We start from the raw sequence: 25,700 nt of genomic DNA, 5'->3' as shown, positions 1-25,700 counted from the left end.
GCGGCGACGTCCACGACCAGCCCGACCCCGGGCGAAGGACCGGGCTCCTCGGAGGCGGGCGGGCTGGATGAGGGCACGCGCTTGCCCCGCTGATGACCTCGCTGATCACCCACCCGATGCCGGTCGAAGGGACCGACGAGAAGGTCCACGTCACCTACGAGCTCCTCCTCACCAACGGGACCGGCGTGCCGTTCCGCCTCGACGCGCTCGAGGTGGCCGACGCGCAGACGCACGAGACGCTCCTGATCGAGGACGAGGAGCGACTCCCGCAGACGGTGACCCGCGTCGGCGCCTCCGCGGGCGGTGTGCCCGGCTCCGGCTCCGTCGTGATCGGGCCGGCCGAGACCTGGATCGCGTGGCTCGACGTGCAGCTCGACCCCGACGCGGAGGTGCCCACGGCCCTCGAGCATCACGCGCAGGGGGCGGTCGTCCCGCCGGAGGGTGAGCCGCGCGACTTCGACGTGATGATCGGCACCACGCCCATCGAGCCCGGGCCGGCGCCCGAAGTGGGCGTTCCCGTCGGCGACGGCATCTGGCTCATGAGCGAGGGATGCTGCCGCGACGACACGCACCATCGCCGCGGGTTCGCGCCCGTGAACGGGCAGGCGCTGGTACCGCAGCGCTTCGCCATCGACTACTACCTGCTCGACGAGGAGCACCGCACGTGGGAGGGCGACCCCTCGCAGCTCGAGAGCTACTTCACGTACCGGCAGCCTGTCCTGGCTGCGGCCGCGGGCACGGTGGTGCGCGCGCTCGACGGCATCCCCAACACCACCTCGCTTCCGGAGCCGCCCCCGATCCCGCCCATCGAGGAGACCGTGGGCAACCACGTCATCGTGGAGATCGCGCCCGGACTTTATGCGCTGTACGGGCACATGGACCCCGGCTCTGTGCGCGTCGAGGTCGGCGACCGGGTCGAGATGGGCCAGGAGCTCGGGCTCATCGGCAGCAGCGGCAACTCCACGACACCGCACCTGCACTTCCACTTGCAGACCGCCGAGACGTTCTTCCCCTCCGACGGGGTGCCCTACGTCTTCGACGAGTTCGAGCTGCTGGGCTGGGTCCCCGAGCGCATCTGGGACGACGACCTCGGCCTGCAGCCGACCGGAGTGCTGCCGTTCGAGGAGTTCGAGCCGAGCGTGCGGCGCGCCGAGCTGCCGCTGGACCGGACGGTGATCCGGGTGGACCGGTCGGAGTGAGCGGCGCCCGTCGCCCGCCGATTCGGCGGAGCAGGCGGTATCCGGTACCATAGGAGGGTTGTCCGCACGCGCACCGAGCGCGGTCAGCCGGATGACGTGCAACACACCCTCCTGCTGCCGGGAAATGCCCGGCAGCCGTTCTAGTCCGAAGGAGGTGGGTTAGTGACGCACCAGTACGAACTCATGGTCATCCTGAACCCTGAGATCGACGAGCGCCAGGTCGGCGCCAATCTCGACAAGTTCCTCAAGGTCATCACGGCCGACGGCGGCACCATCGAGAACATCGACATCTGGGGCAAGCGCCGTCTCGCCTACGAGATCCAGAAGAAGACCGAGGGCATCTACGCCGTCGTCAACTTCACCGCGACCGCCGCGACCACCCAGGAGCTGGACCGCCAGCTGAACCTGAGCGAGCAGATCATGCGCACCAAGGTCCTGCGGGCCGAGGAAGCGATCGCCATGATCGCCTCGGAGAAGCAGCGTGCCGACGAGCGCGCCGCCCGCAAGTCCTCGAAGGGCGTGCGCCGCGTCGAGCCCGTCGAGACCAAGGCTTAAGGGTCATGGCCGGCGAGACGATCATCACCGTCGTGGGAAACCTCACGGCTGATCCCGAGCTGCGTTACACGCAGAACGGCCTTCCCGTCGCGAACTTCACGATCGCGTCGACGCCGCGCAACTTCGACCGTCAGGCCAACGAGTGGAAGGACGGCGAAGCGCTGTTCCTCCGCGCGAGCGTGTGGCGCGAGTTCGCCGAGCACGTGGCCGGCTCGCTGACCAAGGGCATGCGGGTCATCGCGACCGGCCGTCTCAAGCAGCGCAGCTACCAGGACCGCGAGGGCAACAACCGCACCGCGATCGAGCTCGAGGTCGACGAGATCGGCCCCTCGCTGCGCTACGCGACCGCCCAGGTCACCCGCGCCGCGGGCGGCTCCGGTGGTGGCGGCAGCTTCGGCGGCGGTGGCCAGTCTCGTCCGGCGCAGGTCGCCGACGAGCCGTGGTCGACGCCCGGCTCGCAGAACGCCGGCGGAGCCGGCGGCGGCGACGCGTGGGCGGCTCCGGGCGCGTACGGCGACGACACGCCTTTTTGATCGCTCGATCTCAGACAGATTCCGGATGCCTCGTGACGAGGCATCCGATCAAGAAAACGTAAAGGAAACACCATGGCTGGAAAGGCAACCGGCGACCGCCGGAAGCCGCGGAAGGGCGCGAAGAACGCGGCCCCCGCGAAGGCGATCCGTGTCGGCGTCATCGACTACAAGGACGTCGCCACCCTCCGCAAGTTCATCTCGGAGCGCGGCAAGATCCGCGCCCGTCGTATCACCGGTGTCTCGGTGCAGGAGCAGCGTCTGATCGCCAAGGCGATCAAGAACGCGCGCGAGATGGCGCTCCTGCCCTACGCCGGCGCTGGCCGCTAAGGAGTACCCACATGGCAAAGCTCATTCTCACGAACGAGGTCGCCGGGCTCGGCAGCGCCGGTGACGTGGTCGAGGTCAAGAACGGGTACGCCCGCAACTACCTCATCCCCCAGGGCTTCGCGGTCGCGTGGACCCGCGGTGGCGAGAAGCAGGTGGCGTCGATCCGCGCCGCCCGCGAGTCGCGCGCGATCCACGACCACGAAGAGGCCGTGGCGCTCAAGAACAACCTCGAGACCAACAAGGTCCGCCTGGCCGTGAAGGCCGGCTCCGAGGGTCGCCTGTTCGGCGCCGTCAAGACGTCCGACGTCGCCGAGGCCGTCAAGGCCGCGGGTCTGGGCGAGCTCGACAAGCGCAAGATCCACATCACCTCGCCGATCAAGTCGACGGGCGAGCACGAGGCGACGGTCCGTCTGCGCGACGACCTCACCGCCGTGATCACCCTGCAGGTGGTCGCCGCCAAGTAGTACCTGGCTCACGAGCGGATGCCGCGGACCCTCGGGTCCGCGGCATCCGTGGTCTTCGCGGCGCGCTGTTCGGGATTCAGTCTGCAGCGCTCGGCCCGGCCGACCGAGCCGCGCGGTTCTGCGGCGACGGCAGGCGTCGCCGGGCGACGAGACTGAATTGTGAACGGGGAGAGCGGATGCCGCGACGCCTGGTCGCGGCATCCGCAGTGCATCTCCCCTGCGGGCCGGCCCGATCCGGCAGCCGCAGGGGAGATGACTCGCTCCGTGGCCCGTGGATCCGTCCAGGCAGTGCCGGATGCCACGGGCCGGGAGATCGGGAAGTCACGAGGAGGGAGGGCCGGAAACGCCGTGCTCCGGTGGGTCGGTCGGAGGTGCGCCGCACGTGTCGACGCACCCCCGTCGACTCACGCTGCGCGGCGCCGCACGGCGCTGGCGAAGCCGCCCGCCACCAGGAGGGTGAGACCCAGGAGCACGAACGGCATCGCGCCGGACCCCCCGGTCGCGGCGAGCTGAGCGACCGCGTCGGCCGAGGCGGCCGAGCCGGTCAAGCTTGCGGTGCCGGCGTCACCCGAGGCTCCCGGGGTTCCGGACGTGCCCGGGGTGCCGGGAGTGCCCGGGGTGCCCGGGGTGCCCGGGGTGCCCGGGGTGCCGGGGGTGCCGGGGGTGCCGGGGGTGCCCGGGGTGCCGGGGGTGCCGGGGGTGCCGGGGGTGCCGGGGGTGCCCGGGGTGCCCGGGGTGCCGGGAGTGCCCGGGGTGCCGGGGGTGCCGGGGTCGGTCGTCGAGCTGTCGCCGATCACCGAGATGGCGTTGCCGTCGATGGTGACGGGCAGCGTGATCGGGGCGAGGATCTGCGTCCCGCCGACGATCGAGCCGGTCCCGTCGGTGCCGCCCACGATCCCGCTGCCGGCCGTCGCCGGTGCGGTGGTCGTGCCGTCCGTCGAGCTGTCGCTGATGACCGAGATGGCGTTGCCGCCGGCGGTGATCGGTGCGGTGATGGGCACGATGACCTGGGTGCCGCCGAGGAGGGAGTCCTCGCCGTCGGTGGTGCCGGTCGGTGCGCCGGTGCCCGTTCCCGGCGCCGCGGTGGCGGCATCCGTCGACTCGCTGTCGCCGATGACCGAGATGGCGTTGCCGCCGGCGGTGATCGGTGCGGTGACGGGCGCGACGACCTGGGTGCCGCCGAGGAGGGAGTCCTCGCCGTCGGTGGAGGCATCGGTGCCGGTGCCCGTCGTGCCCGCCCCCGGCGCGGTGGTCGCGCCGTCCGTCGAGCTGTCGCCGAGGACCGAGATGGCGTTTCCGCCGGCGGTGACCGGTGCGGTGATGGGCGCGATGACCTGGGTGCCGCCGAGGAGGGAGTCCTCGCCGTCGGTGGAGGCATCGGTGCCGGTGCCCGTCGTGCCCGCCCCCGGCGCGGTGGTCGCGCCGTCCGTCGAGCTGTCGCCGATGACCGAGATGGCGTTGCCCGACACGGTCACCGGAGCCGCCGCCGAGACGATCCCTTGGGTGCCGGCGAGGATCCCGTCCTGGCCTGACGTCTCAGCGGTGGCCGGCGCGGGCGCCGGTGCCGGCGCAGCGGTGGCGGCATCCGTCGACGAACTGTCGCCCACGACCGAGATCGCGTTGCCCGCGACCGTGACCGGCACGTTCACCGACACGAGGCCCTGGGTTCCCGACGCGACGCCGTCGTTGCCGCTGGTGGTCGCCTCGGCAGGCGCCGTCGTCGATGGCGAGGCAGCGGTGCCGGCCTCGCTGCTGGAGTCGCCGACCAGCGAGAACGACGTGCCGCTGACGGTGACCGGGAGTGTGACGTCGACGACGGCCTGGCTGCCCGACAGCAGTCCGTCCTCGCCGGTGGTTTCGGCCGCCGTGGCGACCGTCGCGCCGAGCAGCGTGATGCCGCCGGCCAGAAGCGTGCCCCACAGGGCGCGCTTGCAGAAAGTACGCATGAGTGTGTTCCCCTTCGAGATGAATCGGATGCAGCGCGCGAAGAGGCGCTGCGCAGCGCGCGGAAGAGCGCGCTGAATCTGCCGCAGCCCGCTCGCAGGAGCGGGGCGGCGGCGATCCGATCAGTCGGGGGAGACGTCGGTGGAGCCGGCGGGTGCCGGTGGCGCATGCTCGTCCTCGGGACCTGCTCGACGCACCCAGGCACGGTGTGCGGCGAGTGGAACGAGGGCGACGAGCGCCCAGGCGCCGGGACCCGCACCACCGGGTCCCGCCGACGCGGAGGGCAGGCAGAGCCCGCCCGGAGAGCTGGAAGGTCCGCTCGCGCCGAGCGCGGCGGAAGAGTCGAGGAGGACGTCGGCGACACCGGCCACGGTGACGGATGCCGCAGCCCACGCGACGCGCAGGGCGACGGTGGCAGCGTCCGAGGCGCTCGCGAGGAGAGGAGAGACGCCCGCAGCGCCGAGGTCAAGGTCGGCGGGCGCGGCGTCGCCCGCGCTGGAGTGGGCGGGGCTGGAAAGGTCGAGCGCGGGCAGCTCCGGAGCACCGGGGAGGGGCGCGACGCCGTCGACGGGCGGCTCGCCGATGGTGGCGCCGGTCTCGGAGACGGAGCCGACGACGCCGGCGAGCGTCTCATCGACGGTGGTGCCCACGGTGGTGACGGCCTCATCGATCCCGACGGCCGCGACGAGGTCGCCGACGACCGGCACCTCCTTCACGGCGTCGACCACCGGCTGCGCGATGCTGCCGACGGCACCGCCGGAAGCGGCATCCGCAACCGGCTGCGTGGCCGCCGCGACGGCCGCTCCGACGTTCTGCACCACCTGGCTCACCGGCTGCTGGACGGGAGGCGGCGCCGATGCCACCGCCGTATCGGCCGTCGACACCACACCTGTGGTCACGGTCGAGACCGTCTGCGTCACGGTCGCCGCCGCGGTGTCGACCGCGGCAGTGACGCCGCCGAGTGCACCCCCGAGGAGCCCCTTCTCGTCGTCCTGCGCGTGCGCCTGCCCGATGCCGAGCACGAGCGAGAGGACGACCCAGGCGAACGCGGTAGCGGTCCCGATGAGGGTCAGCCGCATGATCCTCGGCAGCTGCGAGGTTGCGATCTCCACGTTCACCTCCCACGACGAAAGGGCCGCACGTCCGGACGGATCGTGCGTGAGGGTGCCTGGACCTCAGAGGTTAGCGGGTACCCGAGGCCGGGGCAAGGGCGTCGGGGCGGGGGTTGCGCTCGGCCGGATATGGCGCTACCGCCGACTTGCACAACGCGCAGAATTGTGCACAGGTCGGCGCGCTCGCGCGAACCTTCAACCCCTGGTTCAACCACATCGCCGTCCACAGCCTGTGAAAACCAGAGACGCAGATCAGCGGCGGTTTCCCGCATCGAAGGCGGAGAATCACCGACGGTTCTCCACAGGCGTTGCTCACAGGCGCATCGGCGTTTCTCGCAACCTCTCCACAGAGTTATCCACAACCGCTGTTGCGAGTGTCGGAGGCCGTCCATAGCGTGGGGTCCGGCCCACTCGGGACGCGCGCGTCGCAATGCTGGGGGTGGCGCGGCAGTCGGGCCAGACGCAGAAGCGGAGTGCGATCCTTCAAGATCCCGCTCCTCGGTCGTGCGCGCAGGCGTGCGTTTCGGATGCCCGAACATCCATCGACCGACGACCACGACGAGTGCCAGGGAGGACGCGCAGCCTATGTCGATCGCCGACATCTCCGAAGAGCGCATGGGAGGCCCTCGGGAGTTCGAGCGCACTCCCCCGCACGATGTCCTCGCGGAGCAGAGCGCGCTGGGCGGCATGCTGCTGTCGAAGGACGCGGTGGCCGATGTCATCGAGACGCTGCGCGGCACCGACTTCTACGTCCCGAAGCACGAGCTCATCTTCGAGGCCATCCTCACCCTGTACTCGCACGGCGAGCCGACCGATGTGGTCGCCGTCACCGACGAGCTCATCAAGACCGGTGAGCTGCAGCGGGCTGGAGGCGCGGACTACCTCCATACCCTCACCTCGATCGTGCCGACCGCGGCCAACGCCGGCTACTACGCCTCGATCGTCTCCGAACGCGCCCTGCTGCGCCGGCTCGTCGAGGCGGGCACCCGCATCGTGCAGATGGGCTACTCCGGCCAGGGCGAGGCGCTCGACCTCGTCAACAACGCGCAGGCCGAGATCTACTCCGTCACCGGGGCGGAGCAGGCCGAGGACTATGTGCCGCTGACGATCGCGGTCGACGCGGCGGTCGAGGAGATCGAGGCCGCACGCGGCCGCGACGGCCAGATGACCGGCATCCCGACCGGCTTCTCGGGTCTCGACCAGCTCACCAACGGACTGCATCCCGGTCAGATGATCATCATCGCGGCCCGTCCTGCGATGGGTAAGTCCACGCTGGCGCTCGACTTCGCCCGCGCGGCGGCGATCAAGGCCGACATGCCCACGATCTTCTTCTCGCTCGAGATGGGGCGCAGCGAGATCGCGATGCGACTGCTGAGCGCGGAGGGGGCGATCCCGCTGCAGTCCATGCGCAAGGGCACGCTGGACTCCCGCGACTGGACCACCGTCGCTGCCACCCGCGGCCGCATCAACGACGCGCCGCTGTACATCGACGACAGCCCCAACATGACGCTCGTCGAGATCCGGGCGAAGTGCCGCCGCCTCAAGCAGCGCGCGGGTCTCAAGATGGTCGTCATCGACTACCTGCAGCTCATGACGTCCGGCAAGCGTGTCGAGTCGCGCCAGCAGGAGGTGTCGGAGTTCTCCCGTGCGCTCAAGCTCCTCGCCAAGGAGCTGCAGGTGCCGGTGATCGCCCTGTCGCAGCTGAACCGTGGTCCCGAGCAGCGCGCCGACAAGAAGCCCGCGCTGTCAGACCTGCGTGAGTCGGGCTCGATCGAGCAGGACGCCGACATGGTCGTCCTGCTGCACCGAGAAGCCGCGTACGAGAAGGACTCCCCGCGGGCCGGTGAGGCCGACCTGATCGTGGCCAAGCACCGCAACGGGCCCACCGACACGGTGACCGTGGCATTCCAGGGCCACTTCTCGCGCTTCACCGACATGGCCCCGGGCGACTTCGGGTGACCGCCGTAGTGTGGAGGGCGTGACACGGTCTCCCGCACAGCGGCGAGCCCGCCGGCGTCTGCTCGGCTGGCTGCCGATCACTTTCGTGGCGCTGATCTGCGTGGGAGTCGTCATCGCCGCCGTGCTGATGCAGAACTCGTGGTGGACCGATTCTCGCCGGCCGGCCGCGGCAGACCAGCAGGCAGCCGATGGCACGTCGATGTTCGGCGGGCCTGGCATCGACTACCTCACGCGACAGGGAATCCTCCGCATCCGCATCGGCGAAGACTCCCTGCCCGCACGAACGGTGGGGCTCGAAGAGCGCGGACGCCAGACCTTCCGGCCGATCACGCCGATCGAAGCGGTGGTCGTGGCGCCCGACGGCGCCTTCTACCTGGATCTCGTGCGCTCCTTCACCGTCGTGACAGACGGCGATCGCGTGGAATCCGTCGAGCTGGTCCGTGAAGCGGACGGCGCGTGGCAGAGCGTCTTCCCGCAGCTGCGCGACGTCGCTCCGTCCTGGGGGTGGACGGATGCCGACCTCGAACGGTTGCAGGACGATCTGACGGTCGCATCGGCCGCCGAGGGCGGCGGGGTCTACTCCGCGAGGACGGCACCCGTTGCCCACAAGGGCGCGGAGGTCTCCGCCGAAGTGTCGGTGGACGTTCCCAACGCCGACGTCACAGCGACGTTCGTGATCAGCGCGACGCGCTGACCGAGTCCCGAAGCTCGCAGGGTGAGCGGATCCGGGGCGGCACGCGTCCCTGTATCGGACGAAGCCGCCCAGGAGTACCCTCAGGCGCGAGGAGCCGACAGGGGAGTCGGCTGCTTGGGGATCCGCGCATGTCGCGTCGGGGTCGATCCTCTGCGGGTTTCACACGATCCGAAGAGAGGACCATCATGTTCCGCAAACTCAGCTCGTTCATCGGCGCGCTCCTCGCCGCCGGCCTCATCATCGGCGGCTCGGCGCCCGCCCAGGCGAGCGTCGTCGAGCGATACAGCCTCGACTCCTCCTCGAGCGGCACAGTCTCGGACTTCTGCGGTTCGGGTCTGGACGCCGCCTTCACGTACGACCAGACGGGCAGCGGCTCGATCAAGATGAGGGGTCAGGACGGACCGCAGTGGTTCCACGAGAAGCTGCGAATCGTTCAGACCTTCACGTACAACGGGATGACGGTGACCGACGTCCAGCCGAACACGCTCAGCAAGGACCTGAAGATCGTCGACAACGGCGACGGCACCCTGAGCATCACCGTGCTCCTCACCGGCGGTGGGCGCCTGGTCGGCGACAACGGGAAGGTGCTGGCGAAGGGTGACGGCCAGGTGAGGTTGCTTCTGCTCATCGACATCGAAGAGGACGTGGTGATCAGTGAAGAGGTGGTCTTCGGCTCGACCGGCACGAATGACGACTACTGCGCCGCGATCCTCGACTACTGGGGCGTCTGACCGCCATCGACCGACGAAGCGCCCGAGAGGCCACCACGCTCGGCTGGGGAACCGGCCGAGCGTCGTCGTGAAGCCTCCGCCGAGCGCTGTGGGCTGCGGATTCGCCCTCTGCGCGCCGTAGCAGGCACCGGACGTGGGAATATGTGGGGAAGGAAAACAAAACCCTCGCCCGGACCTGAAGGAGAGCCGATGTCGGCCCCGGACCTTTCCCACCGATTCCGTGAGGTCGCCCTGCGGGTGGTCGCTCCCGACGGGCAGCCTGTCGCCTACGGCCCGGTCACGGTGGAGCAGACGCGTCACGCGTTCGGCTTCGGGAACATCGGCTTCGACTTCGTGGGCCTGCTCGGCGGGACGCCGCGGACGGCGGCAGACGCGGGGCGCGTCTTCGGCGGAGCCGACGCTGAGCGCGCCGTTCCGCTCCTCGACGACTGGCTCGATCTCTTCGACACCGTCACCCTGCCGTTCTACTGGCGCGGCTTCGAGCCGCGACCGGGGAGTCCGGACAGCTCCCGGCTGCTCACCGTCGCCCGCTGGTTCGCCGACCGAGGAATCCGGGTGAAGGGGCATCCGCTCGTCTGGCACACGCTGGCCCCCCTCTGGCTGCAGGACCGGACCGACACCGAAGTGGAGGCCACGATCCGCGACCGCATCGCGCGGGAGGTCACCGCCTTCGCGGGCGTCGTCGACCTCTGGGACGCCATCAACGAAGCGGTGATCCTGCCCGTCTTCACGGCGGAGGACAACGCCGTGACCCGCCTCGCGCAGAAGAAGGGGCGTGTGGGGATGGTGCGCCTGGCGTTCGAGACGGCACGCGAGGCCAACCCCTCAGCCCGCCTCGTGCTGAACGACTTCGACCTCGGTGAGGACTACGAGCGGCTCATCGAGGAGTGCCTCGACGCCGGCCTGCGGATCGACGCGCTCGGGCTGCAGACCCACATGCACCAGGGCTTCCGCGGGGAGGAGCAGATCTGGACGATCCTCGAGCGGTTCGCCCGTTTCGGCCTTCCCCTCCAGCTCACCGAGACGACGCTGCTCTCGGGCGACCTCATGCCGCCGGAGATCGTCGATCTGAACGACTACGTCGTGGACTCGTGGCCGTCCACCCCGGAGGGCGAGGAACGACAGGCCGATGAGCTGGTGCGGCACTACCGCACGGTCGTCGCGCACCCCGCGGTGGAGTCGCTGACCTACTGGGGACTGACAGACGACGGCGCCTGGCTCGGGGCTCCGTCGGGGCTCGTCCGTTCCGACGGCTCGCGCAAGCCCGCCTACCGCGCGCTGCGCCGGCTCATCCGCGGAGGATGGTGGCACGCGCCCCAGGCGCTGCGACCCGACGCCGACGGGCTCGTGCGAGTGCGCGGCTTCGCGGGCGACTACCGCGTGACCGCGCCGCACGGCTCCGCCGACCTGTTCCTTCCCGCAACCGGCGACGCCTCAGTCATCGACGTGCGACTGGATGGCTGAGCGGAGCTCTCGGCCGTGCCGGGGGACCTTCGCGCCGCGAACCGGGCACCATGGCCGGCCGGGCACGCCGGTCCCCGGCTCGACTGAACATCGACCCCCTTCTGTTCGCGTTGCGGCGAGCAGCGTTCGGATCCGGACCTCTGCACAATTCTCCCCGAATCGATTCGATACACTGAGCGGTCGGGCGCGTCATCGCCCTGTTCTCCGTCCCGTTGCTCATCGGCAACGTGGTGCAGCAGCTGTACCACGTGATCGATGCGATCGTCGTCGGCCGCCAGCTCGGCGTCGAGGCGCTCGCCGCTGTCGGTGCGACGGGGAGCATGCTGTTCCTCCTGCTCGGGTTCGCGTGGGGCCTCACGTCAGGCTTCGCCATTCCGACTGCTCAGGCATTCGGTGCCCGCGACCTCGTCGCCGTCCGCCGGTCCGTCGCAGCCGGCACGATCCTCACCGGGGTGTGCACCGTCGTGCTCACGGTCGGGGCGCCGCTCATCAGCGCGCCGCTGCTCGTGCTGCTGCAGACACCGCCCGAGCTGATGGACGACGCGGTGATCTTCGCGCAGATCAGCTTCCTCGGCGCCGGCGCGATGATGTTCTTCAACTACCTCTCGGCGATCATCCGCGCGATCGGCGACTCGCGCACTCCCCTCCTCTTCCTGTCGCTGGCGTGCGGCCTCAACGTGGGACTCGTCGTCCTCATGGTGGGCCCGCTCGGCTGGGGCGTCGCGGGGGCGGCACTGGCCACCGTCGTGTCGCAGGCGACCTCGGTGCTGCTGTGCCTGGCCTTCGTTCGTCGACGGATGCCGGTGCTCCACGTGCGTCGCGAGGACTGGCGTGTCAGCCGCGCCGAGCTGGCCGAGCACCTGCGCCTCGGGCTGCCGATGGGCCTGCAGGCGTCGATCATCGCGATCGGGACCCTGGCGGTGCAGGTGGCGCTGAACACCCTGGGAGCGGACGCGGTCGCGGCGTACACGGCAGCCGCCCGCGTCGACATGCTGGCGCTCACGCTGCTGCAGTCGCTGGGTCTGGCGGTGTCGATGTTCGTCGCGCAGAACTTCGGCGGCGGACGCCCCGACCGCATCCGGCGCGGAGTGAAGCAGGCGCTCTGCATGGCAGTGGCCGCCTCGGTGGTCATCGGGCTGCTTCTCATCATCTTCGGCGCGGCGCTCGTGCGGCTGTTCGTCGGCGACGGCGAAGGCGAGGTCGTCGGCCTCGCCGCGCAGATGCTCGCGATCAACGGTGCGACGTACTGGATCCTCGGCATCCTCTTCGTGCTGCGCGGTGCGCTGCAGGGGCTGGGACACGCGCTCATCCCCACGGTGACCGGCGTGATCGAACTGGCCATGCGCATGGGGTCGGCGATCGTGCTCGGCGGGCTCTTCGGGTTCGTCGGCGTCGCCGCGGGCAACCCGCTCGCGTGGCTCGGCGCGGTGGTCGTGCTGGTGCCGGCCTATATCCACGCGCACCGGCGGCTCGGGCGCGCACCGGTCACGCCGCTGGTGGCCACACCCACCACGCCCATCGCGGTCATCGGGCCCGCCGAGGGCTCGAGGACCGTGGACGCGGTGATCACGCAGCCGATCGCGCTGCCGCCGGCAGACCAGATTGCGCGCCACCGGCCCCGGTTCCCGGTGCTGTCCGCCCGTGACCGGCGCCGCACGCGGGGCTGATCCGGTCCGCCACCGACGGACTGCTCGCAGCACTCGAACCGCCGCAGACGCGACGGTGCCCCGGGGTCCGCGTGGATCCCGGGGCACCGTGGCGGCAGATCACCGATCGCCGGTGAACGCGTCCTTCACGTCATCGCCGGCCTTCTTCATCTTGGCGCCGAACTGCTCGCCCTGGCCTTCGCGCTCCAGACGCTCGTTGTCGGTCGCGTCCCCGACAGCCTCCTTCGCCTTGCCTTTCATGTCTTCCATGTTGTGCTTGATGTCATCTCCGACGCCCATCGGCATCTCCTTTCATCGTGTGGACAGAGGTCGTAGGGCTTGCCCCGGGATCAGTGGCGTTCTCCGGCGAGTCCGACGCGGTCGACGCGCCGGTGATAGCGCATGCCGGTCATGCCGCCCAGAACCGCGCCGGCCAGCGCGACCACGGCGGCGCCGACGGCGGTGAGGATTCCGGTCAGGGTCGCCGTATCGGCGCTCACCGGGATGCGGGGGAAGATGTCCACGTTGGCGAGGATGTCCCACTGGTTGCCCGCGATTGCGGTCAGGACGGCGATGAGGATCGCGATCACGATCGCCCAGAGCCAGACGGCGAGCCCCTGCTTCGCCCCACTGAACCGAGCCATGCGCCCCGCGACATAGCCGCCGGCGAAGTATGCGACGAAGAGCACGATGCCGATCGCGATGGCGCCGATGATCGTCGCGCCGCCCACGTTCTCGCTCGCGGCCTCCGCCGCATCCTCGACGACCTGCGGAGCGTTCAGCCCGGTCGCGGCGCCGATCGCGGCCACGACGGCGGTGAGGAAGACGAGGGCGCCGAGGGCGGTGAGCCATCCGAAGAACGCGGCGCCGAACTTCATGCCGCCGAAGCGCTCCTTCTCCCGCGCGACGACGGTGTCGTGCAGCGACCCCTGCCGGGCGTCCGCGACGCCGTCGCGGTCGCGGTCCACGGTCTGAGCGCGGCCGACCTCCCGGTCGTCGCGGACGCCGTCGCCGTCCGCGTCACTCGCGGACGGCAGGGGACGCGTGCGGTCATCGGAGGAGTCCCGCGGGAGGTCTGCGGTCGTCCGAGGCGGAACGTCGTTCCGGTACGGGTCGCGCGGATCGTTGGTGCTCATGCTGCGAACGTATGCCGCCCGCGTGCGCCCGCTCATGCGGTTGCCAAGTCCGCGCCTCAGGCGTACCCTTTGCCTCCCTCGGCGCCGGCAGCCGCGTTCCGGCGGGCATCCCCGACGAGCAGAATGGGCGCATGGATGCCGCCGCCTCGCTCCCCCGCACCGAGATGCCGTCCGCCACCTACGTGATGTCGGCCGAGGGGTACCGCATCGCCACCTACGCTTGGGGTGAGGCGAGTGCCGAAACAGTCCTCTGCGTCCACGGCTTCGCCTCGAGCTGCCGTGACAACTGGGTCGAGACGGGGTGGGTGCGAGCCCTGACCGGTGCCGGGTACCGGGTGATCGGCGTCGATCAGCGGGGCCACGGCGCGAGCGACAAGCCGCACGAGCCGCTGGCGTACTCCATGAGCGCGCTCGTCGCGGACCTCGTCGCCGTGCTCGACACCTATCTCCTCGACGGGGCGCGCTACGTGGGCTACTCGCTGGGCGCGAGAGTGGGGTGGCAGCTCGCCGTCGACGCGCCCGAGCACGTGGGCCGCGCGGTGCTCGGGGGCATCCCCGACGGCCGCCCGCTCGGTCGCCTGCGCATCCCGCAGGCGCGGGCGTATGCCGAGCAGGGAATACCGGTTGAGGACCCCGTCACCCAGAACTACGTGCGCCTGGCCGAACGCGTGCGCGACAACGACCTGCTCGCGCTCATCGCCCTCGCCGAGGGCATGCGATTCGGCGATGCCGACCCCGACCCCGACCGGCCCCCGCAGCAGCCGGTGCTGTTCGCCACCGGCTCGGAGGACGCCATCCTCCACCGGTCCCGCACGCTGGCGGCGACCGCGCCGCACGGCGTCTTCGTGGAGATCCCGGGGCGGCACCATTTCAACACGCCCGGCTCCCGGGTCTTCCGCGAGGCGGCGCTGGAGTTTCTCGGATCCTGAGCAGGCGAAAGACCCGACGGCATCCGGTCAGGCGACGGCCTTCTTCACGAGGTCGGTCACCCGCTCTTGGACGGCGGGGGTCCAGGCGAGGACGGCGAAGCCGATGGGCCACATGTCGCCGTCGTCCAGGTGTGAGGGCTCGTCGAAGTTGATCGTCGCGTAGCGCGTCTTGAACTTCGAGGCCGGCTGGAGGAACATCACGACCTTGCCGTCGTTGTTCGCGAAGGCGGGGAAGCCGTAGAACGTCTTCGGCACGAGGTCGGGCGCCGTCTCGGAGACCACCTGGTAGAAGCCTTCGGCGAGGGCCTTGTCGGTGCCCTCAAGCTTGCCGATCGCCTCGAGCACCTGCTTCGTGCCCGCCTCGCGGCTCTTGCCGGCCTTCGCCTGGGCCCGCAGCTCCTTCGCGCGCTCCTTGACCGCGTCCCGCTCCTCCTGACTCAGCCCGTCGGGTGACGTCTTGCCTGCCATGTCGGTCCTTCCTCCTCTGTTCGGTGCGGCTGCTCCGCAGCCCTCCCCTTCACGCTATGAGCCACCGGTCCGTCGCGCTTCTCCATTCCTGCGGGATGCGGCCGTGTTGAACCGCGGAAGACGAGCCCCTACCGTGAGGTGTCGACCGAACCAGGAGCCCCGATGACCGCGCCCGACGACATGCACCGGATCTCGCCCGACACCACGCGCGCCGTCGACGACGTGCTCGACTACGCGCGGCGACGCGCGCTGTACCGAGACGTGCCACTGGACAAGCCGACGACACCCCGAGAGCTGCAGCGCCTGGCGTCCGGCTCGATCACGTCGGACGGCATCGGGGCCCGCCGCGCGATCGCCCTCTTCGAGAACGTCCTCGCGCCGGCGTGCGTCTCGACCGACCACCCGGGGTACCTCTCGTTCATCCCCTCGGCCCCGAGCAAGGCGTCGCTCGCCTTCGACGTCGTGGTGTCGGCATCTGCCATCTACGGCGGCTCGTGGATGGAGGGCGCCGGTGCCGTGTACGCCGAGAACGAGGTGCTGCACTGGCTGGCGAAGGAGTTCGGGCTTCCCGAGACCGCGGGCGGCGTGTTCGTGCAGGGCGGCACGATCGGCAACCTCTCGGCACTCGTGACGGCCCGGGATGCCGCGCGCCGGCGCCTCGCGGAGGGGGGCCGGCGTGCGCCCGCGCGCTGGGTCGTGGTGTGCAGTGCCGAGGCGCACTCGTCCATCGCCTCGGCGGCCGCAGTCATGGACGTCGACATCGCGCCCGCCGAGGTGGACGGGGACGGGAGGCTGCGCCCCGACGCGGTCGCCCGCGTGCTGGATGAGCACGGCGACGCCGTGTTCGCCGTCGTCGCCACGGCGGGCACCACGAACTTCGGGATCGTCGACGACATCGCCGGCGTCGGCGCGGTCGCCAAGAAGCGCGGGGTGTGGTTCCACGTCGACGGCGCGTACGGCCTCGCGGCCATGCTGGTGGAGCGCATGCGGCCGGCGTTCGCGGGCGTCGAGCTCGCCGACTCGGTCATCGTCGACCCCCACAAGTGGCTGTTCGCGCCGTTCGACGCCTGCGCGCTGATCTACCGCGAGCCGGCGCTCGCGCTGTCGGCCCACACGCAGAAGGCCGAGTACCTCGACACGCTCACCGGCAAGCCCGACTGGAACCCGTCCGATCTCGCCATCCAGCTCACCCGCCGTGCGCGGGGCCTGCCGCTGTGGTTCTCGCTGGCCACCCATGGCACCGGGCAGTACCGCGCTGCGATCGAGTACGGGATCGACCTCGCGCGCCGCATCGCGGACGAGATCGAGCGACGCGAGGGTCTGTCGCTCGTGCGGGATCCGCAGCTGTCGGTCGTGGTGTTCCGCCGCGAAGGATGGTCGCTCGCCGACTACGCCGCGTGGTCGGAGCACCTCCTCGAGGAGCAGCTGGCCTTCGTCGTGCCGAGCTCGCACGCGGGCGAGCCGGTGCTGCGCTTCGCCATCGTCTCGCCGCTGACCACGTTCGAGCTGCTGACCGAGGTGCTCGACACGCTCGGGTGAGGCAACGTCCCGCTCCGGCGCCCCGGGAGTCTTGCACTGCGGGCGACGTAGACTGGGGGCATCCGTTCTCGTTCCCGAGAACCCGCCCCTTCGCAGGATCACCGTGACCTCAGCCGATTCCCGCGCGTTCGCCGTGCGCCACGTGCAGCTCGCGCGCGCCGCCTTCGCGACCATCGCCGCGCTGATGATCACCTTCTCGCCCGACCATTCGGCGGCCGTCGGCGGTGCGGTCTTCAGCGGCTTCGCGATCGCCACGGGCATCGTGCTGCTGGTCTCGGTCTGGCTCGTCTACCCCGCGGGCCGCCGCTGGCCGGCGGCCGCTCTGGGCGGCGCCACGATCGCGGCCGGCATGGTCAGCGGGCTCTACCCGCTGCGCACGCCCGTCGGCTTCTTCGCGATCGTCATCGTCTGGGCGCTCGTCACCGGCGTCCTCGAGGTCATCGCCGGCTGGCGGGAGCTCGCCGCGCGCGGCGAGCGGCGCGAGATCGTTCCCGGTGTCGCCGACGCGCGCCCCGCCGCGCCGGTGGGTCCTCGCTCCGAGAGCCGCGACGCGATCATCGTCGGAGCCGTCACGGCGGCGCTCGGAGTGGCGCTGCTGTTCGTGCAGCCGGCCTACGCCCTGGACTACACGATCGAAGAGGCGCAGGCGACGTACACGCTCACCGGCGTCACCATCGGCGTGGGCCTCTTCGGCGCGTACGCCGCGATCATCGCCGTCTACCTCGGCATCGCCGGGTTCTCCCCGCGTGCCGCCGCCGTCACCGTGGATGAGCCCGCATCCGCCGACCCGACCCCGCAGAAGGACTCCGCGTGAGCCACGACAGCCCCACCCGCCGCGACCTGATGAAACCCCTGCAGCTGCTCGGGCTCGCTTTCGCGGCCGCGCTGTTCGCGGGAATCGTGACCCTCGTGTCGATGGGCTTCTTCCAGCAGCGCACCGCCGAAGAGGCGCAGGTGGCGGTGATGACGGCCCTCGTCGTCGCCGGGGTGAGCTTCATCGCGGTGCTGCTCATCGTGTCGCTGCTGCTGCTCGCGGTCGATCCGGCGCAGATCGCCAAGCCGATCGACAAGCCTGTGCTCTTCGACGACGACGACGCCGGTGACACGCCGCGCACGGACCCGGGCCCCGCGGCATCCGGCTCCGGTCCCCAGGCCTGAGACGGCTCCGCCGGAGGGCGGGCTTCAGCCGAGCTCGTCGACCAGCTGGGAGGCCAGCCCGGCGTAGGTGGCGGGGGTGAGGGCGAGCAGGCGCTCCTTGGCCTCGTCCCCGATGTCGAGCCGGCGCACGAACTCCGCCAGCTCGGGTGCGCCGACCCGGCGGCCGCGCGTGAGGTCCTTGAGAAGAGCGTAGGGATCGCTGATCTGCGACCGGCCCGCCGCGATCTCGGCGCGCACGACCGTCTGGATCGCCTCGGCGAGCACCTCCCAGTTCGCGTCGAGGTCGGCACGCAGCACGTCCTCGGCGAGGGAGATCTCGCCGAGACCCCGCGCGAGGTTGTCGAGCGCCAGCAGGGAGTGGCCGAGCGCGACGCCGATGTTGCGCTGCGTCGTCGAGTCGGTGAGGTCGCGCTGCAGGCGGCTGGTGACGAGCGTCTGCGACAGCGTCGACAGCAGCCCGCCCGAGATCTCGAGGTTCGCCTCGGCGTTCTCGAACCGGATCGGGTTGATCTTGTGCGGCATGGTCGACGACCCGGTCGCCCCGGCGACGGGGATCTGCGTGAAGTACCCGATCGAGATGTACGTCCAGATGTCGGTGGCGAGATTGTGCAGGATGCCTCCCGCGTGCCGGACCCGGTCGTACAGCTCGACCTGCCAATCGTGGGACTCGATCTGGGTGGTCAGGATGTTGAAGTCCAGACCCAGGCCCTCGATGAACGCGCGGGAGACGTCGGGCCAGTCCACGTCGGGAGCCGCGGAGAGATGGGCGGACCAGGTGCCGGTGGCGCCAGAGAACTTGGCGAGGTACTCACCGCCGTCGATCTGGTCGGCGACGCGGGCGAGGCGCCACGCGAAGACCCCGAGCTCCTTGCCCATCGTCGAAGGGGTCGCGGGCTGCCCGTGCGTGCGGGACAGCATCGCGGCATCCCGGTGCCGCACGGCGAGTTCGCTCAGGGCTGCGATGACCGTGCGGAGCTTCGGCAGCCACACGCGCCGGATCGCTCGCTGCACCGTGAGGGCGTACGACGTGGAGTTGATGTCCTCGCTCGTGCAGGCGAAGTGGGTCAGCTCGGCGATCCCGTCGTGCTCGAGGGTGGAGAGCCGGTCGCGCACCAGGTACTCGATCGCCTTGACGTCGTGGCGGGTCACCGCCTCCTTCTCGGCGAGCCAGTCGATCTCTGCCTGGCCGAACTCGAGGTAGAGGGCGCGCAGCCGGGACTTCTCGTCGTCGCTGAGCGGAGAGGTGCCGAACAGCGAGCGGTCGGTGAGCGCGATGAGCCACTCCACCTCCACCTCGACCCGCGCGCGATTGAGGCCGGCCTCGGAGAGGTACTCGCCCAGCTCGCCGACCGCCGTGCGGTAGCGGCCGTCGAGGGGGCTCAGTGGCTGGGGCGGCAGAGAAGACACGGTGGCTCCCGTCGATCACGTCGAAGGCGACCGTCGCACCGGCGTCAGGGAGCCGGGCGGATCGCGGGTTCGAGTTGCCGGAAGAGCGCCCGGCTCGCACTCTCGATCATACCGAGCACCTCGTCGAACATTCCCGGGCCGGCATAGTACGGATCCGGCACGTCCAGCGTCGAGGCGGCCGGGTCGAACGACATCAGCAGCGCGATCTTGTCGGCGTCCGCTTCGCTCCGGGCCCAGCCGTGGAGGATGCGCTCGTGGCTGCGGTCGAGCGCGACGATGAGGTCGCTGCGGACGAAGTCGCCGTGGGTGAACTGCCGCGCACGGTGGCGCGTCCCGTCGTAGCCCGCGCGCTGGAGGGCGTCGATAGTGCGCTGGTCGGCGCGCTCGCCGACGTGCCAGTCGCCGGTGCCGGCGCTCGTCGAGGCCACGCGCGAGCCGAAGCCGGAGGCATCCGCGAATCCCCGGAACACGACCTCCGCCATCGGAGAGCGGCAGATGTTGCCGGTGCACACGAAGACGACGCGGAAGGGCGCCACCTCGCTCGCGGTCATGGCGTCCATTCTGGACCGAGCCGACTCCGAACGTTAAGGAACTCTCCTCCACGGCACTTCCCCCGTGCGCACCCCTCGCCTAGCTTGGCAATCACGTGTGGGCGATCGGCCTGCGCGCGTCCCCCGCGCGGTACACCCTTCCGCGCCGCTCCTGTGGAGGTTCCGTGTCCCCATCACCCCGCAGACTCCCCGCCGCGCTCGCGGCCGCCGCGCTGGCAGCGACAGGCATCGTGGCCGTCGCCGCGCCGGCCGCCGCGGCGGAGGGAGATCTGCTGATCAGCGAGTACGTCGAAGGCACTTCGTTCAACAAGGCGATCGAGCTCTACAACCCAGGCACGACGTCGGTCGACCTGGCTGCCGAGGGCTACACCCTCCAGGTCTATTTCGCGCCTTCGGCGACGCCGACGTCGTTCGCGCTCACCGGAACCGTCGCGGCGGGTGACGTCTTCGTCTTCGCCCAAGGCCCCACGGCGTCGAACCCCGTCGACCCGGCGATCGGTGCCGTAGCGGATCAGACGACGACGGCGTCGCTGTTCAACGGAGACGACACCATCGCGGTCGCCAAGAACGGCGTCATCGTCGACGTCCTCGGCCAGATCGGAACCGATCCGGGAACGGAGTGGGGGACGGGCAACAACTCCACACAGGACAACACGCTGCGCCGCGCGTCCGACATCTGCGTCGGCGACCCGAATGGCAACGACGTGTTCGATCCCACTGTCGGCTGGGTGGGCTACGCCACGAACACCTTCGACGGTCTCGGCTCCCACACCGCGGACTGCGGCGGCGAGCCGCCCGCGGCGCGCGTGGTGATCAACGAGTTCTCGGCCGACACCGCCGGCATGTCGGGCGACGTCGAATACGTGGAGCTGCTGGCGAGCCCCGTGACGACCGACCTTTCGGCCTACCGCGTGCTCGAGATCGAGGGCGATCTCAGCGGCACGGCGACGGGGACGGTCGACGAGGTGATCGCGTTCCCCGTTGCGGATGCCGCGGGCCGCAGCCTCGCGCCGCTCGGCAACGGCGCCCTGGAGAACGGCAGCCTCAGCCTGCTGCTGGTCACCGGCACCTTCCCCGCGCTCGGCACGGACATCGACGCGAACGACGACGGCGTCATCGACGACGGTCTCGGCTTCACCGTCGTGGACGCGGTAGCTGTGAAGGACGCCGACGCGGACCTCACGTACGGCGGCGTCACTCTCGGGGTCGGGTACGACGGGCTGGCCTTCGATCCGGGCGGGGCATCCCGCATCCCGGACGGCGCCGACACCGATGCGCCCGCCGACTGGGTGCGCAACGACTTCGACCTCGCCGGGTACAACGGCACCGCCGGCACGCCTGTCTTCGGCGAGGCCTTCAACACCCCGGGCGCCGTCAACGGCGCCGTTCCGCCGCCTCCGCCCATCGAGGCGGGATGCGACCTGGACGTGGTCGCGATCGGGTCGGTGCAGGGCGCCGGTGCCGCGTCCGAGCGTGACGGCGACAGCCTGCGGATCGAGGGCACGGTCGTCGGAGACTTCCAGTCCGGCGGCTTCGACGGCTTCTACGTGCAGGATGCCGGCGACGAGCTCGCCGGCACGTCGGACGGTGTCTTCGTCTACCTCCCCGGCGGGGCTGACGTCTCGGTCGGGAGCGTGGTGAGCGTCGCCGGCGAGGTCGACGAGTTCTTCGGCCTCACTCGGATCAGGGCCGTCGACATCGAGGTGTGCGCCACGGGGCAGCCGTTGCCCGAGCCTGTCGAGCTCACCCTGCCGGCGACGCCGGAGGAGCGCGAGGCGCTCGAGGGCATGTACGTGACGCTGCCGCAGCAGCTGACCATCGGCGAGACGTTCGACTTCGCGCGCTTCGGCACGATCAGCCTCACCCTGGGACGCCAGTACCAGCCGACCGGCCTCTACGACGCGGGTTCGGCAGAGGCGGCCGCGCTCGCCGCGAAGAACGTGGCCGAGAGCATCGGCGTCGACGACGGCCGCAGCGTGCAGAACCCCGATCCCGCGGTTCACCCGAACGGCGAGGAGTTCACCCTGGCGAACACGTTCCGCAGCGGGGACCTGGTGCAGAACACCACGGGCATCCTCGACTACCGGTTCGACACGTGGGCCGTGCAGCCGACGCAGGGCGCAGACTTCGCCTTCGGGAATCCGCGTCCCGGTGTGCCGGAGGTCGGCGGTGACCTGAAGGTGGCGAGCTTCAACGTGCTCAACTACTTCACGACGCTGACCGGACCCGACGCGCGCGGTGCCAACGACCCGGTGGAGTTCGAGCGTCAGGAGGCGAAGATCGTCACGGCGCTGGCCGAGATCGACGCCGACGTGTTCGGGCTCATCGAGATCGAGAACAACGCCACCGCGGTCGCCGCCCTCACCGAGGCGCTCAACGAGCGCATCGGCGCCGACGTCTACGACTACGTCGACACCGGCGTGATCGGCACCGACGTCATCACGACGGCGCTCCTCTACAAGCCGGCGTCCGTGACGCCGGCGGGCGCCTTCCAGCTGATGGACGAGTCGAAGGATCCCCGCTGGCTGGACGACTACAACCGTCCCGGACTGACCCAGACGTTCGAGGACGAGGATGGGGCGAAGGTCACCGTCGTCGTGAACCACCTCAAGTCCAAGGGCTCCGACTGCAACGCCGTCGGGGACCCGGTGGACCCGAACGGGCAGGGCAACTGCAACGGCGTGCGCACGCAGGCCGCGGCCGCGCTCGCCGACTGGCTCGCGACAGACCCGACCGGGCAGGGGACGGCCGGGCGCGAGCTCATCCTGGGCGACCTGAACTCCTATGCCCAGGAGGACCCCATCCAGGAGCTCACCGCGGCGGGGTACACCGACCTGCTGGCCGAGTTCGACGAGCCCCAGGCGCCCGCCTACTCGTACGTGTTCGACGGCCAGCTCGGATACCTCGACTACGCGCTGGCGGGTCAGGACGTGCGGGACGAAGTGACCGGCGCAGCCGCATGGAACGTCAACGCCGATGAGGCGAGCCTCATCGACTACGACATGACGTTCAAGGCGCCCGCGCAGGATGCGATCTACGCGCCGGATGAGTACCGGTCCAGCGACCACGACCCGGTGATCGTGGGGCTCTCGCTGACCCCGCCGGACGTGACGCCGCCCACGATCGAGGTCGCGGCCGACCCGTCGTTCATCCTGGTGCCGAACAACAAGATGCGCACCATCGAGTTCGACGTCGACGCCGCCGACGACCGCGGCGACGTCACGGTCGCGCTCACCGGGGTGACCGCGACCGGCTCGGCCAAGGCCGAGTGGGAGATCACGGGCGACCGCACGGCCCGGATCAAGGCGGTCAACGGGGTCGTCTACGAGTTCACGTGGACGGCGACGGATGCCGCGGGCAACACCTCGACCGACACCGCGCGCGTGGTCGTGGGGTTGAAGGGACTCCGGCCGCCGCGGTGATCCGCGTCGCGCGATCCCCGTTGTGAGCGGAGGGGCGTCGTCCGTCGGGACGGCGCCCCTCCTCCCCATCGGCGCGACGAGCGGGGCTCTGCACGGATCCGCACTCCGGGCGTCGCGGGCCGACGCCTGCCGCCACCATCGAAGGGTGATCCTTCCCCTCGACGCCGGCACGTCGGCCTCCCGGCTGCAGCTCGTCGCCGGTGCGCTCTCGCCTCTCATCGACCGGATGACGGATGCCGCCTCCGCCGCCCGCGGACTCGCCGACGACGTCGACTGGCAGGCCGAGGCTGCGCAGGCGTTCCATGAGCGAGCCGTCGCGTGGGCGGGCGACGTGTCGGGGCTCGCCTGCCTGGCCGAGACCGTGCGGCTCGAAGCCCTGCGGGCGCGTGACCGTGCGGCGTTCGCCGCGGCGCTGCCAGGCGTCGCCCCGACCGGGGACCGGCGATGAGCGGCGGACCGCCTTCCGAGGACGGGGGGGCGCCGCGGCGACCGGTGCGCACGGACTCGATCGATCCCTACGGCGGTCTTGTCACCCTGCTGGGCGAAGCGTGGCCGCGCGTCGACCGCGGACTCCAGCTCCAGGCCGGCGGCGCGGTCGCCGTCGACACCGCGACGCTGCGGACAGCTGCGGAGGGCTTCGGGCGGGCCCGGTCCGAGCTCGACGACATCGCGGTGACCCTGGCGGGCCTGCGCCGGCAGCTGCAGGACGCGCCGTCGCACGCGGCCGCGGCCGAGTCGGCGGCATCCGTTCTCTCGTCCCGGATCCAGGCGGCGCAGGATGAGGCGCACCGCATCGCCGCGGCGCTGCACGAGGCCGCGGTCGCGTACGAGATGGTCGAGATCCAGGCCGAGCATCGTGCCGCGGTGCTGGCAGGCGATGCCGACCGGGCACGGCGCCTGGATGCGCGACTGACCGGCCTCGCCGACACGTACCCCGACGCCTGGCGCACGGCTCTCGGCGCGGAGTTCGGGCGGGCGGTGCTGTGGCCGTCCGAGCTGGTCCGCCAGGGGACGCAGTGGGGCGTCGCCGTCGGCGGCTCGGTGAGCGAGCCGGGCGCCATCGCCCTCGGCGCCGGCGTGGGGTTGGTCACGCTCGGCGGCGCGGCGTTCGTGGGGTTCGCCGGCACCGGGCGGCTGTCACGCGGGGCGCGCCTCACGGGCGAGGCCGGTCCGGTCGTCGTGCGCAGCGTCCCCCCGGCGGCGCCCGGCGGACCCGCGCCCGGTGCGGGCGCGACCGTCCCACCGCCGGGTGGCTCCGCTCACGGTGCCGGCGCGGCGCAGGTTCGCGTGGCGCCCACCGGCCCGGCAGTGGCCCCGCGGAGCCTGGCGGCGGTGACCGAGCGGATGCCGGGCGCCGGCGATTCCCGGGTACGGGTCGAGCGCTACACGATGCCCGACGGCGGCAGGCAGTTCGCCGTCTACATCGCGGGCACCCAGTCGCTCGCCCTCGGGGGCGACGACCCGTGGGACAACGCGTCCAACGCCGAGCTGTACACCGGTCGGATGTCGGACTCGTACGCGGCCACCGAGGCGGCCCTCCGGGCGGCGGGCGCGCGGGAGGGTGACGTCGTGCACGCGTTCGGCCACTCCCAGGGCGGCATGATCGCCGGGCACCTGGCGCTCGAGGGAGGCTACGACGTGCGCACGCTCGTCTCGCTCGGGTCGCCGGTCGAGGCCGATGTCGGCGATCGCACACTGAGCGTCGCCCTCCGCCACACCGACGACCCGGTTGCCGGGCTCGCGGGCGGCGGGCACGGGGAAGGGGTCGGGGCACCCGGCAGCTTCGTCGCCGAGCGCGTCGCCGATCCCGACGCCGGTCCCGACGACGCCCGGCTGCCCGCGCACCGGCTGAGCGCGTACGCCGAGACGGCAGCGCTCGTGGACGCCTCCACCGATCCGCGCGTCGACGGCCTGCGCGAGGTGTTCGCCGACCTGCGGCGGGCCGAAGCCGTGGCGGTGACCGAGTACGCCGCCACCCGCGGCAGCGGATCGGCCGTCAGTCCTTCTTCGGACGCAGGATGATCCCGAACACCCAGTTGATGAGCGTGATGATGATGGCGGCGACCAGACCCCACCAGAAGTCCTCGACGCGCAGCCCCCAGCTCCACCAGCTGGTGAGCCACGCCGTCAGCCACAGCAGGAACGCGTTGATGAGGAGGCCGATGAGTCCCAGCGTGAGGATGTAGAGCGGGAAGGCCAGCACCTTGATCACGGTGCCGATGAACGTGTTCACCAGCGCGAAGATCGCCGCGACGATGAGCAGGGTCAGCACCAGCTGGAGCGTGTCGCCCGGAGGGAACGGGATGACGCTGACCTGCAGCGCCGGGATCAGGGTGACGACCCAGATCGCGAAGGCGTTGATGACGACGCGGATGAGGAAGCCCATAGTGCGCCCAGTCTTCCACGACGCCACGCGGCCGCCAACGGCTGTCGGGCGGGTCGCATCGCGGGTCGCTGCCGGC

The 25,700-nt window shown here is 70.9% G+C and carries 25 protein-coding genes; 17 read left to right on the top strand and 8 right to left on the bottom strand.

From position 1 onward, the window contains the following. Positions 1-92: 92 nt before the first annotated feature. The 5 genes from IR212_RS16915 (at position 93) to rplI (ending at position 3,078) form a co-directional block, all read left to right on the top strand. Entirely contained in the window at positions 93-1,199 is a 1,107-nt protein-coding gene (locus IR212_RS16915) for a M23 family metallopeptidase (protein WP_194397000.1), read from the top strand. 162 nt (positions 1,200-1,361) lie between these two features. Then, a complete protein-coding gene (gene rpsF, locus IR212_RS16910; RefSeq protein ID WP_194396999.1) occupies positions 1,362-1,754 on the top strand; it encodes a 30S ribosomal protein S6 in 393 nt (130 codons plus the stop codon). Positions 1,755-1,759: 5 nt separating this feature from the next. After that, the gene (locus tag IR212_RS16905) at positions 1,760-2,287 is read left to right on the top strand and encodes a single-stranded DNA-binding protein (protein WP_194396998.1); all 528 of its coding nucleotides are present in this window, start codon (positions 1,760-1,762) and stop codon (positions 2,285-2,287) included. Between the two features lie 72 nt (positions 2,288-2,359). Beyond that, a complete protein-coding gene (rpsR, locus tag IR212_RS16900) occupies positions 2,360-2,614 on the top strand; it encodes a 30S ribosomal protein S18 (protein WP_005054609.1) in 255 nt (84 codons plus the stop codon). A gap of 11 nt (positions 2,615-2,625) precedes the next feature. Next, positions 2,626-3,078: a 50S ribosomal protein L9 gene (gene rplI, locus IR212_RS16895; protein ID WP_194396997.1), complete on the top strand. Its 453-nt coding sequence runs from the start codon at positions 2,626-2,628 to the stop codon at positions 3,076-3,078. A 404-nt stretch (positions 3,079-3,482) separates the two neighbouring features. Here rplI and IR212_RS16890 read toward each other — a convergent pair whose 3' ends face one another. Together IR212_RS16890 and IR212_RS16885 are read right to left on the bottom strand one after the other, a co-directional pair. Beyond that, positions 3,483-5,024, bottom strand: coding sequence for an LPXTG cell wall anchor domain-containing protein (locus IR212_RS16890; protein ID WP_194396996.1), 1,542 nt, complete (start codon positions 5,022-5,024; stop codon positions 3,483-3,485). A 120-nt stretch (positions 5,025-5,144) separates the two neighbouring features. Next, a complete protein-coding gene (locus IR212_RS16885) occupies positions 5,145-6,134 on the bottom strand; it encodes a hypothetical protein (protein ID WP_228479396.1) in 990 nt (329 codons plus the stop codon). Positions 6,135-6,719: 585 nt separating this feature from the next. Between IR212_RS16885 and dnaB the strand changes: the two genes are divergently transcribed. The 5 genes from dnaB (at position 6,720) to IR212_RS16860 (ending at position 12,649) form a co-directional block, all read left to right on the top strand. Next, on the top strand, positions 6,720-8,093 hold the full coding sequence (dnaB, locus tag IR212_RS16880) for a replicative DNA helicase (protein WP_194396995.1): 1,374 nt from the start codon (positions 6,720-6,722) through the stop codon (positions 8,091-8,093). 19 nt (positions 8,094-8,112) lie between these two features. After that, positions 8,113-8,787 carry a hypothetical protein gene (locus IR212_RS16875; protein WP_194396994.1) on the top strand — a complete coding sequence of 225 codons (675 nt, stop codon included), beginning with the start codon at positions 8,113-8,115 and terminating at the stop codon, positions 8,785-8,787. 185 nt (positions 8,788-8,972) lie between these two features. Beyond that, entirely contained in the window at positions 8,973-9,518 is a 546-nt protein-coding gene (locus IR212_RS16870) for a hypothetical protein (RefSeq protein WP_194396993.1), read from the top strand. A gap of 189 nt (positions 9,519-9,707) precedes the next feature. After that, on the top strand, positions 9,708-10,982 hold the full coding sequence (locus tag IR212_RS16865; protein WP_194396992.1) for an endo-1,4-beta-xylanase: 1,275 nt from the start codon (positions 9,708-9,710) through the stop codon (positions 10,980-10,982). 227 nt (positions 10,983-11,209) lie between these two features. Beyond that, entirely contained in the window at positions 11,210-12,649 is a 1,440-nt protein-coding gene (locus IR212_RS16860) for an MATE family efflux transporter (RefSeq protein ID WP_237684554.1), read from the top strand. Positions 12,650-12,748: 99 nt separating this feature from the next. Here the strand turns inward: IR212_RS16860 and IR212_RS16855 are convergent, their stop codons facing one another. Continuing rightward, positions 12,749-12,928 (bottom strand): CsbD family protein, encoded by a 180-nt coding sequence (locus tag IR212_RS16855; protein WP_194396991.1) that lies wholly within the window; start codon positions 12,926-12,928, stop codon positions 12,749-12,751. 50 nt (positions 12,929-12,978) lie between these two features. Further along, the gene (locus IR212_RS16850; protein WP_194396990.1) at positions 12,979-13,764 is read right to left on the bottom strand and encodes a YrzE family protein; all 786 of its coding nucleotides are present in this window, start codon (positions 13,762-13,764) and stop codon (positions 12,979-12,981) included. A gap of 131 nt (positions 13,765-13,895) precedes the next feature. Here IR212_RS16850 and IR212_RS16845 point away from each other — a divergent pair, with 131 nt between their 5' ends. Further along, entirely contained in the window at positions 13,896-14,693 is a 798-nt protein-coding gene (locus IR212_RS16845; RefSeq protein ID WP_194396989.1) for an alpha/beta fold hydrolase, read from the top strand. A gap of 27 nt (positions 14,694-14,720) precedes the next feature. Here IR212_RS16845 and IR212_RS16840 read toward each other — a convergent pair whose 3' ends face one another. Continuing rightward, entirely contained in the window at positions 14,721-15,161 is a 441-nt protein-coding gene (locus IR212_RS16840; protein WP_194396988.1) for a hypothetical protein, read from the bottom strand. Between the two features lie 162 nt (positions 15,162-15,323). Between IR212_RS16840 and IR212_RS16835 the strand changes: the two genes are divergently transcribed. From IR212_RS16835 to IR212_RS16825, 3 genes are all read left to right on the top strand, one after another. Beyond that, a complete protein-coding gene (locus tag IR212_RS16835) occupies positions 15,324-16,700 on the top strand; it encodes a pyridoxal phosphate-dependent decarboxylase family protein (RefSeq protein ID WP_194396987.1) in 1,377 nt (458 codons plus the stop codon). 103 nt (positions 16,701-16,803) lie between these two features. Then, entirely contained in the window at positions 16,804-17,514 is a 711-nt protein-coding gene (locus tag IR212_RS16830) for an acyl-CoA synthetase (protein ID WP_194396986.1), read from the top strand. After that, positions 17,511-17,858, top strand: a complete 348-nt coding sequence (locus IR212_RS16825; protein ID WP_194396985.1) for an amino acid transporter — start codon at positions 17,511-17,513, stop codon at positions 17,856-17,858. The genes IR212_RS16830 and IR212_RS16825 overlap by 4 nt, the downstream gene beginning before the upstream one ends. Before the next feature lie 24 nt (positions 17,859-17,882). Here IR212_RS16825 and purB read toward each other — a convergent pair whose 3' ends face one another. Further along, on the bottom strand, positions 17,883-19,265 hold the full coding sequence (gene purB, locus IR212_RS16820; RefSeq protein WP_194396984.1) for an adenylosuccinate lyase: 1,383 nt from the start codon (positions 19,263-19,265) through the stop codon (positions 17,883-17,885). Positions 19,266-19,309: 44 nt separating this feature from the next. Continuing rightward, a complete protein-coding gene (locus IR212_RS16815; RefSeq protein WP_194396983.1) occupies positions 19,310-19,816 on the bottom strand; it encodes a low molecular weight protein-tyrosine-phosphatase in 507 nt (168 codons plus the stop codon). 164 nt (positions 19,817-19,980) lie between these two features. On the opposite strand from IR212_RS16815, the gene IR212_RS16805 reads away from it, so the two are divergent. The 3 genes from IR212_RS16805 to IR212_RS16795 all read left to right on the top strand — a co-directional run bounded on the left by IR212_RS16805 (position 19,981) and on the right by IR212_RS16795 (position 25,260). Next, positions 19,981-23,238, top strand: a complete 3,258-nt coding sequence (locus IR212_RS16805; RefSeq protein WP_228479395.1) for an ExeM/NucH family extracellular endonuclease — start codon at positions 19,981-19,983, stop codon at positions 23,236-23,238. Between the two features lie 145 nt (positions 23,239-23,383). After that, positions 23,384-23,686, top strand: coding sequence for a hypothetical protein (locus IR212_RS16800; protein WP_228479394.1), 303 nt, complete (start codon positions 23,384-23,386; stop codon positions 23,684-23,686). A 44-nt stretch (positions 23,687-23,730) separates the two neighbouring features. Next, positions 23,731-25,260 carry a hypothetical protein gene (locus IR212_RS16795; protein WP_194396982.1) on the top strand — a complete coding sequence of 510 codons (1,530 nt, stop codon included), beginning with the start codon at positions 23,731-23,733 and terminating at the stop codon, positions 25,258-25,260. Here the strand turns inward: IR212_RS16795 and IR212_RS16790 are convergent. Beyond that, the gene (locus IR212_RS16790; RefSeq protein ID WP_194396981.1) at positions 25,235-25,624 is read right to left on the bottom strand and encodes a phage holin family protein; all 390 of its coding nucleotides are present in this window, start codon (positions 25,622-25,624) and stop codon (positions 25,235-25,237) included. The genes IR212_RS16795 and IR212_RS16790 overlap by 26 nt on opposite strands. Between the last annotated feature and the right edge of the window lie 76 nt (positions 25,625-25,700).

This window comes from Microbacterium atlanticum (assembly GCF_015277815.1).
Taxonomy (GTDB): Bacteria; Actinomycetota; Actinomycetes; order Actinomycetales; family Microbacteriaceae; genus Microbacterium; species Microbacterium atlanticum.
This window is presented reverse-complemented; position numbering and strand designations above follow the sequence as displayed.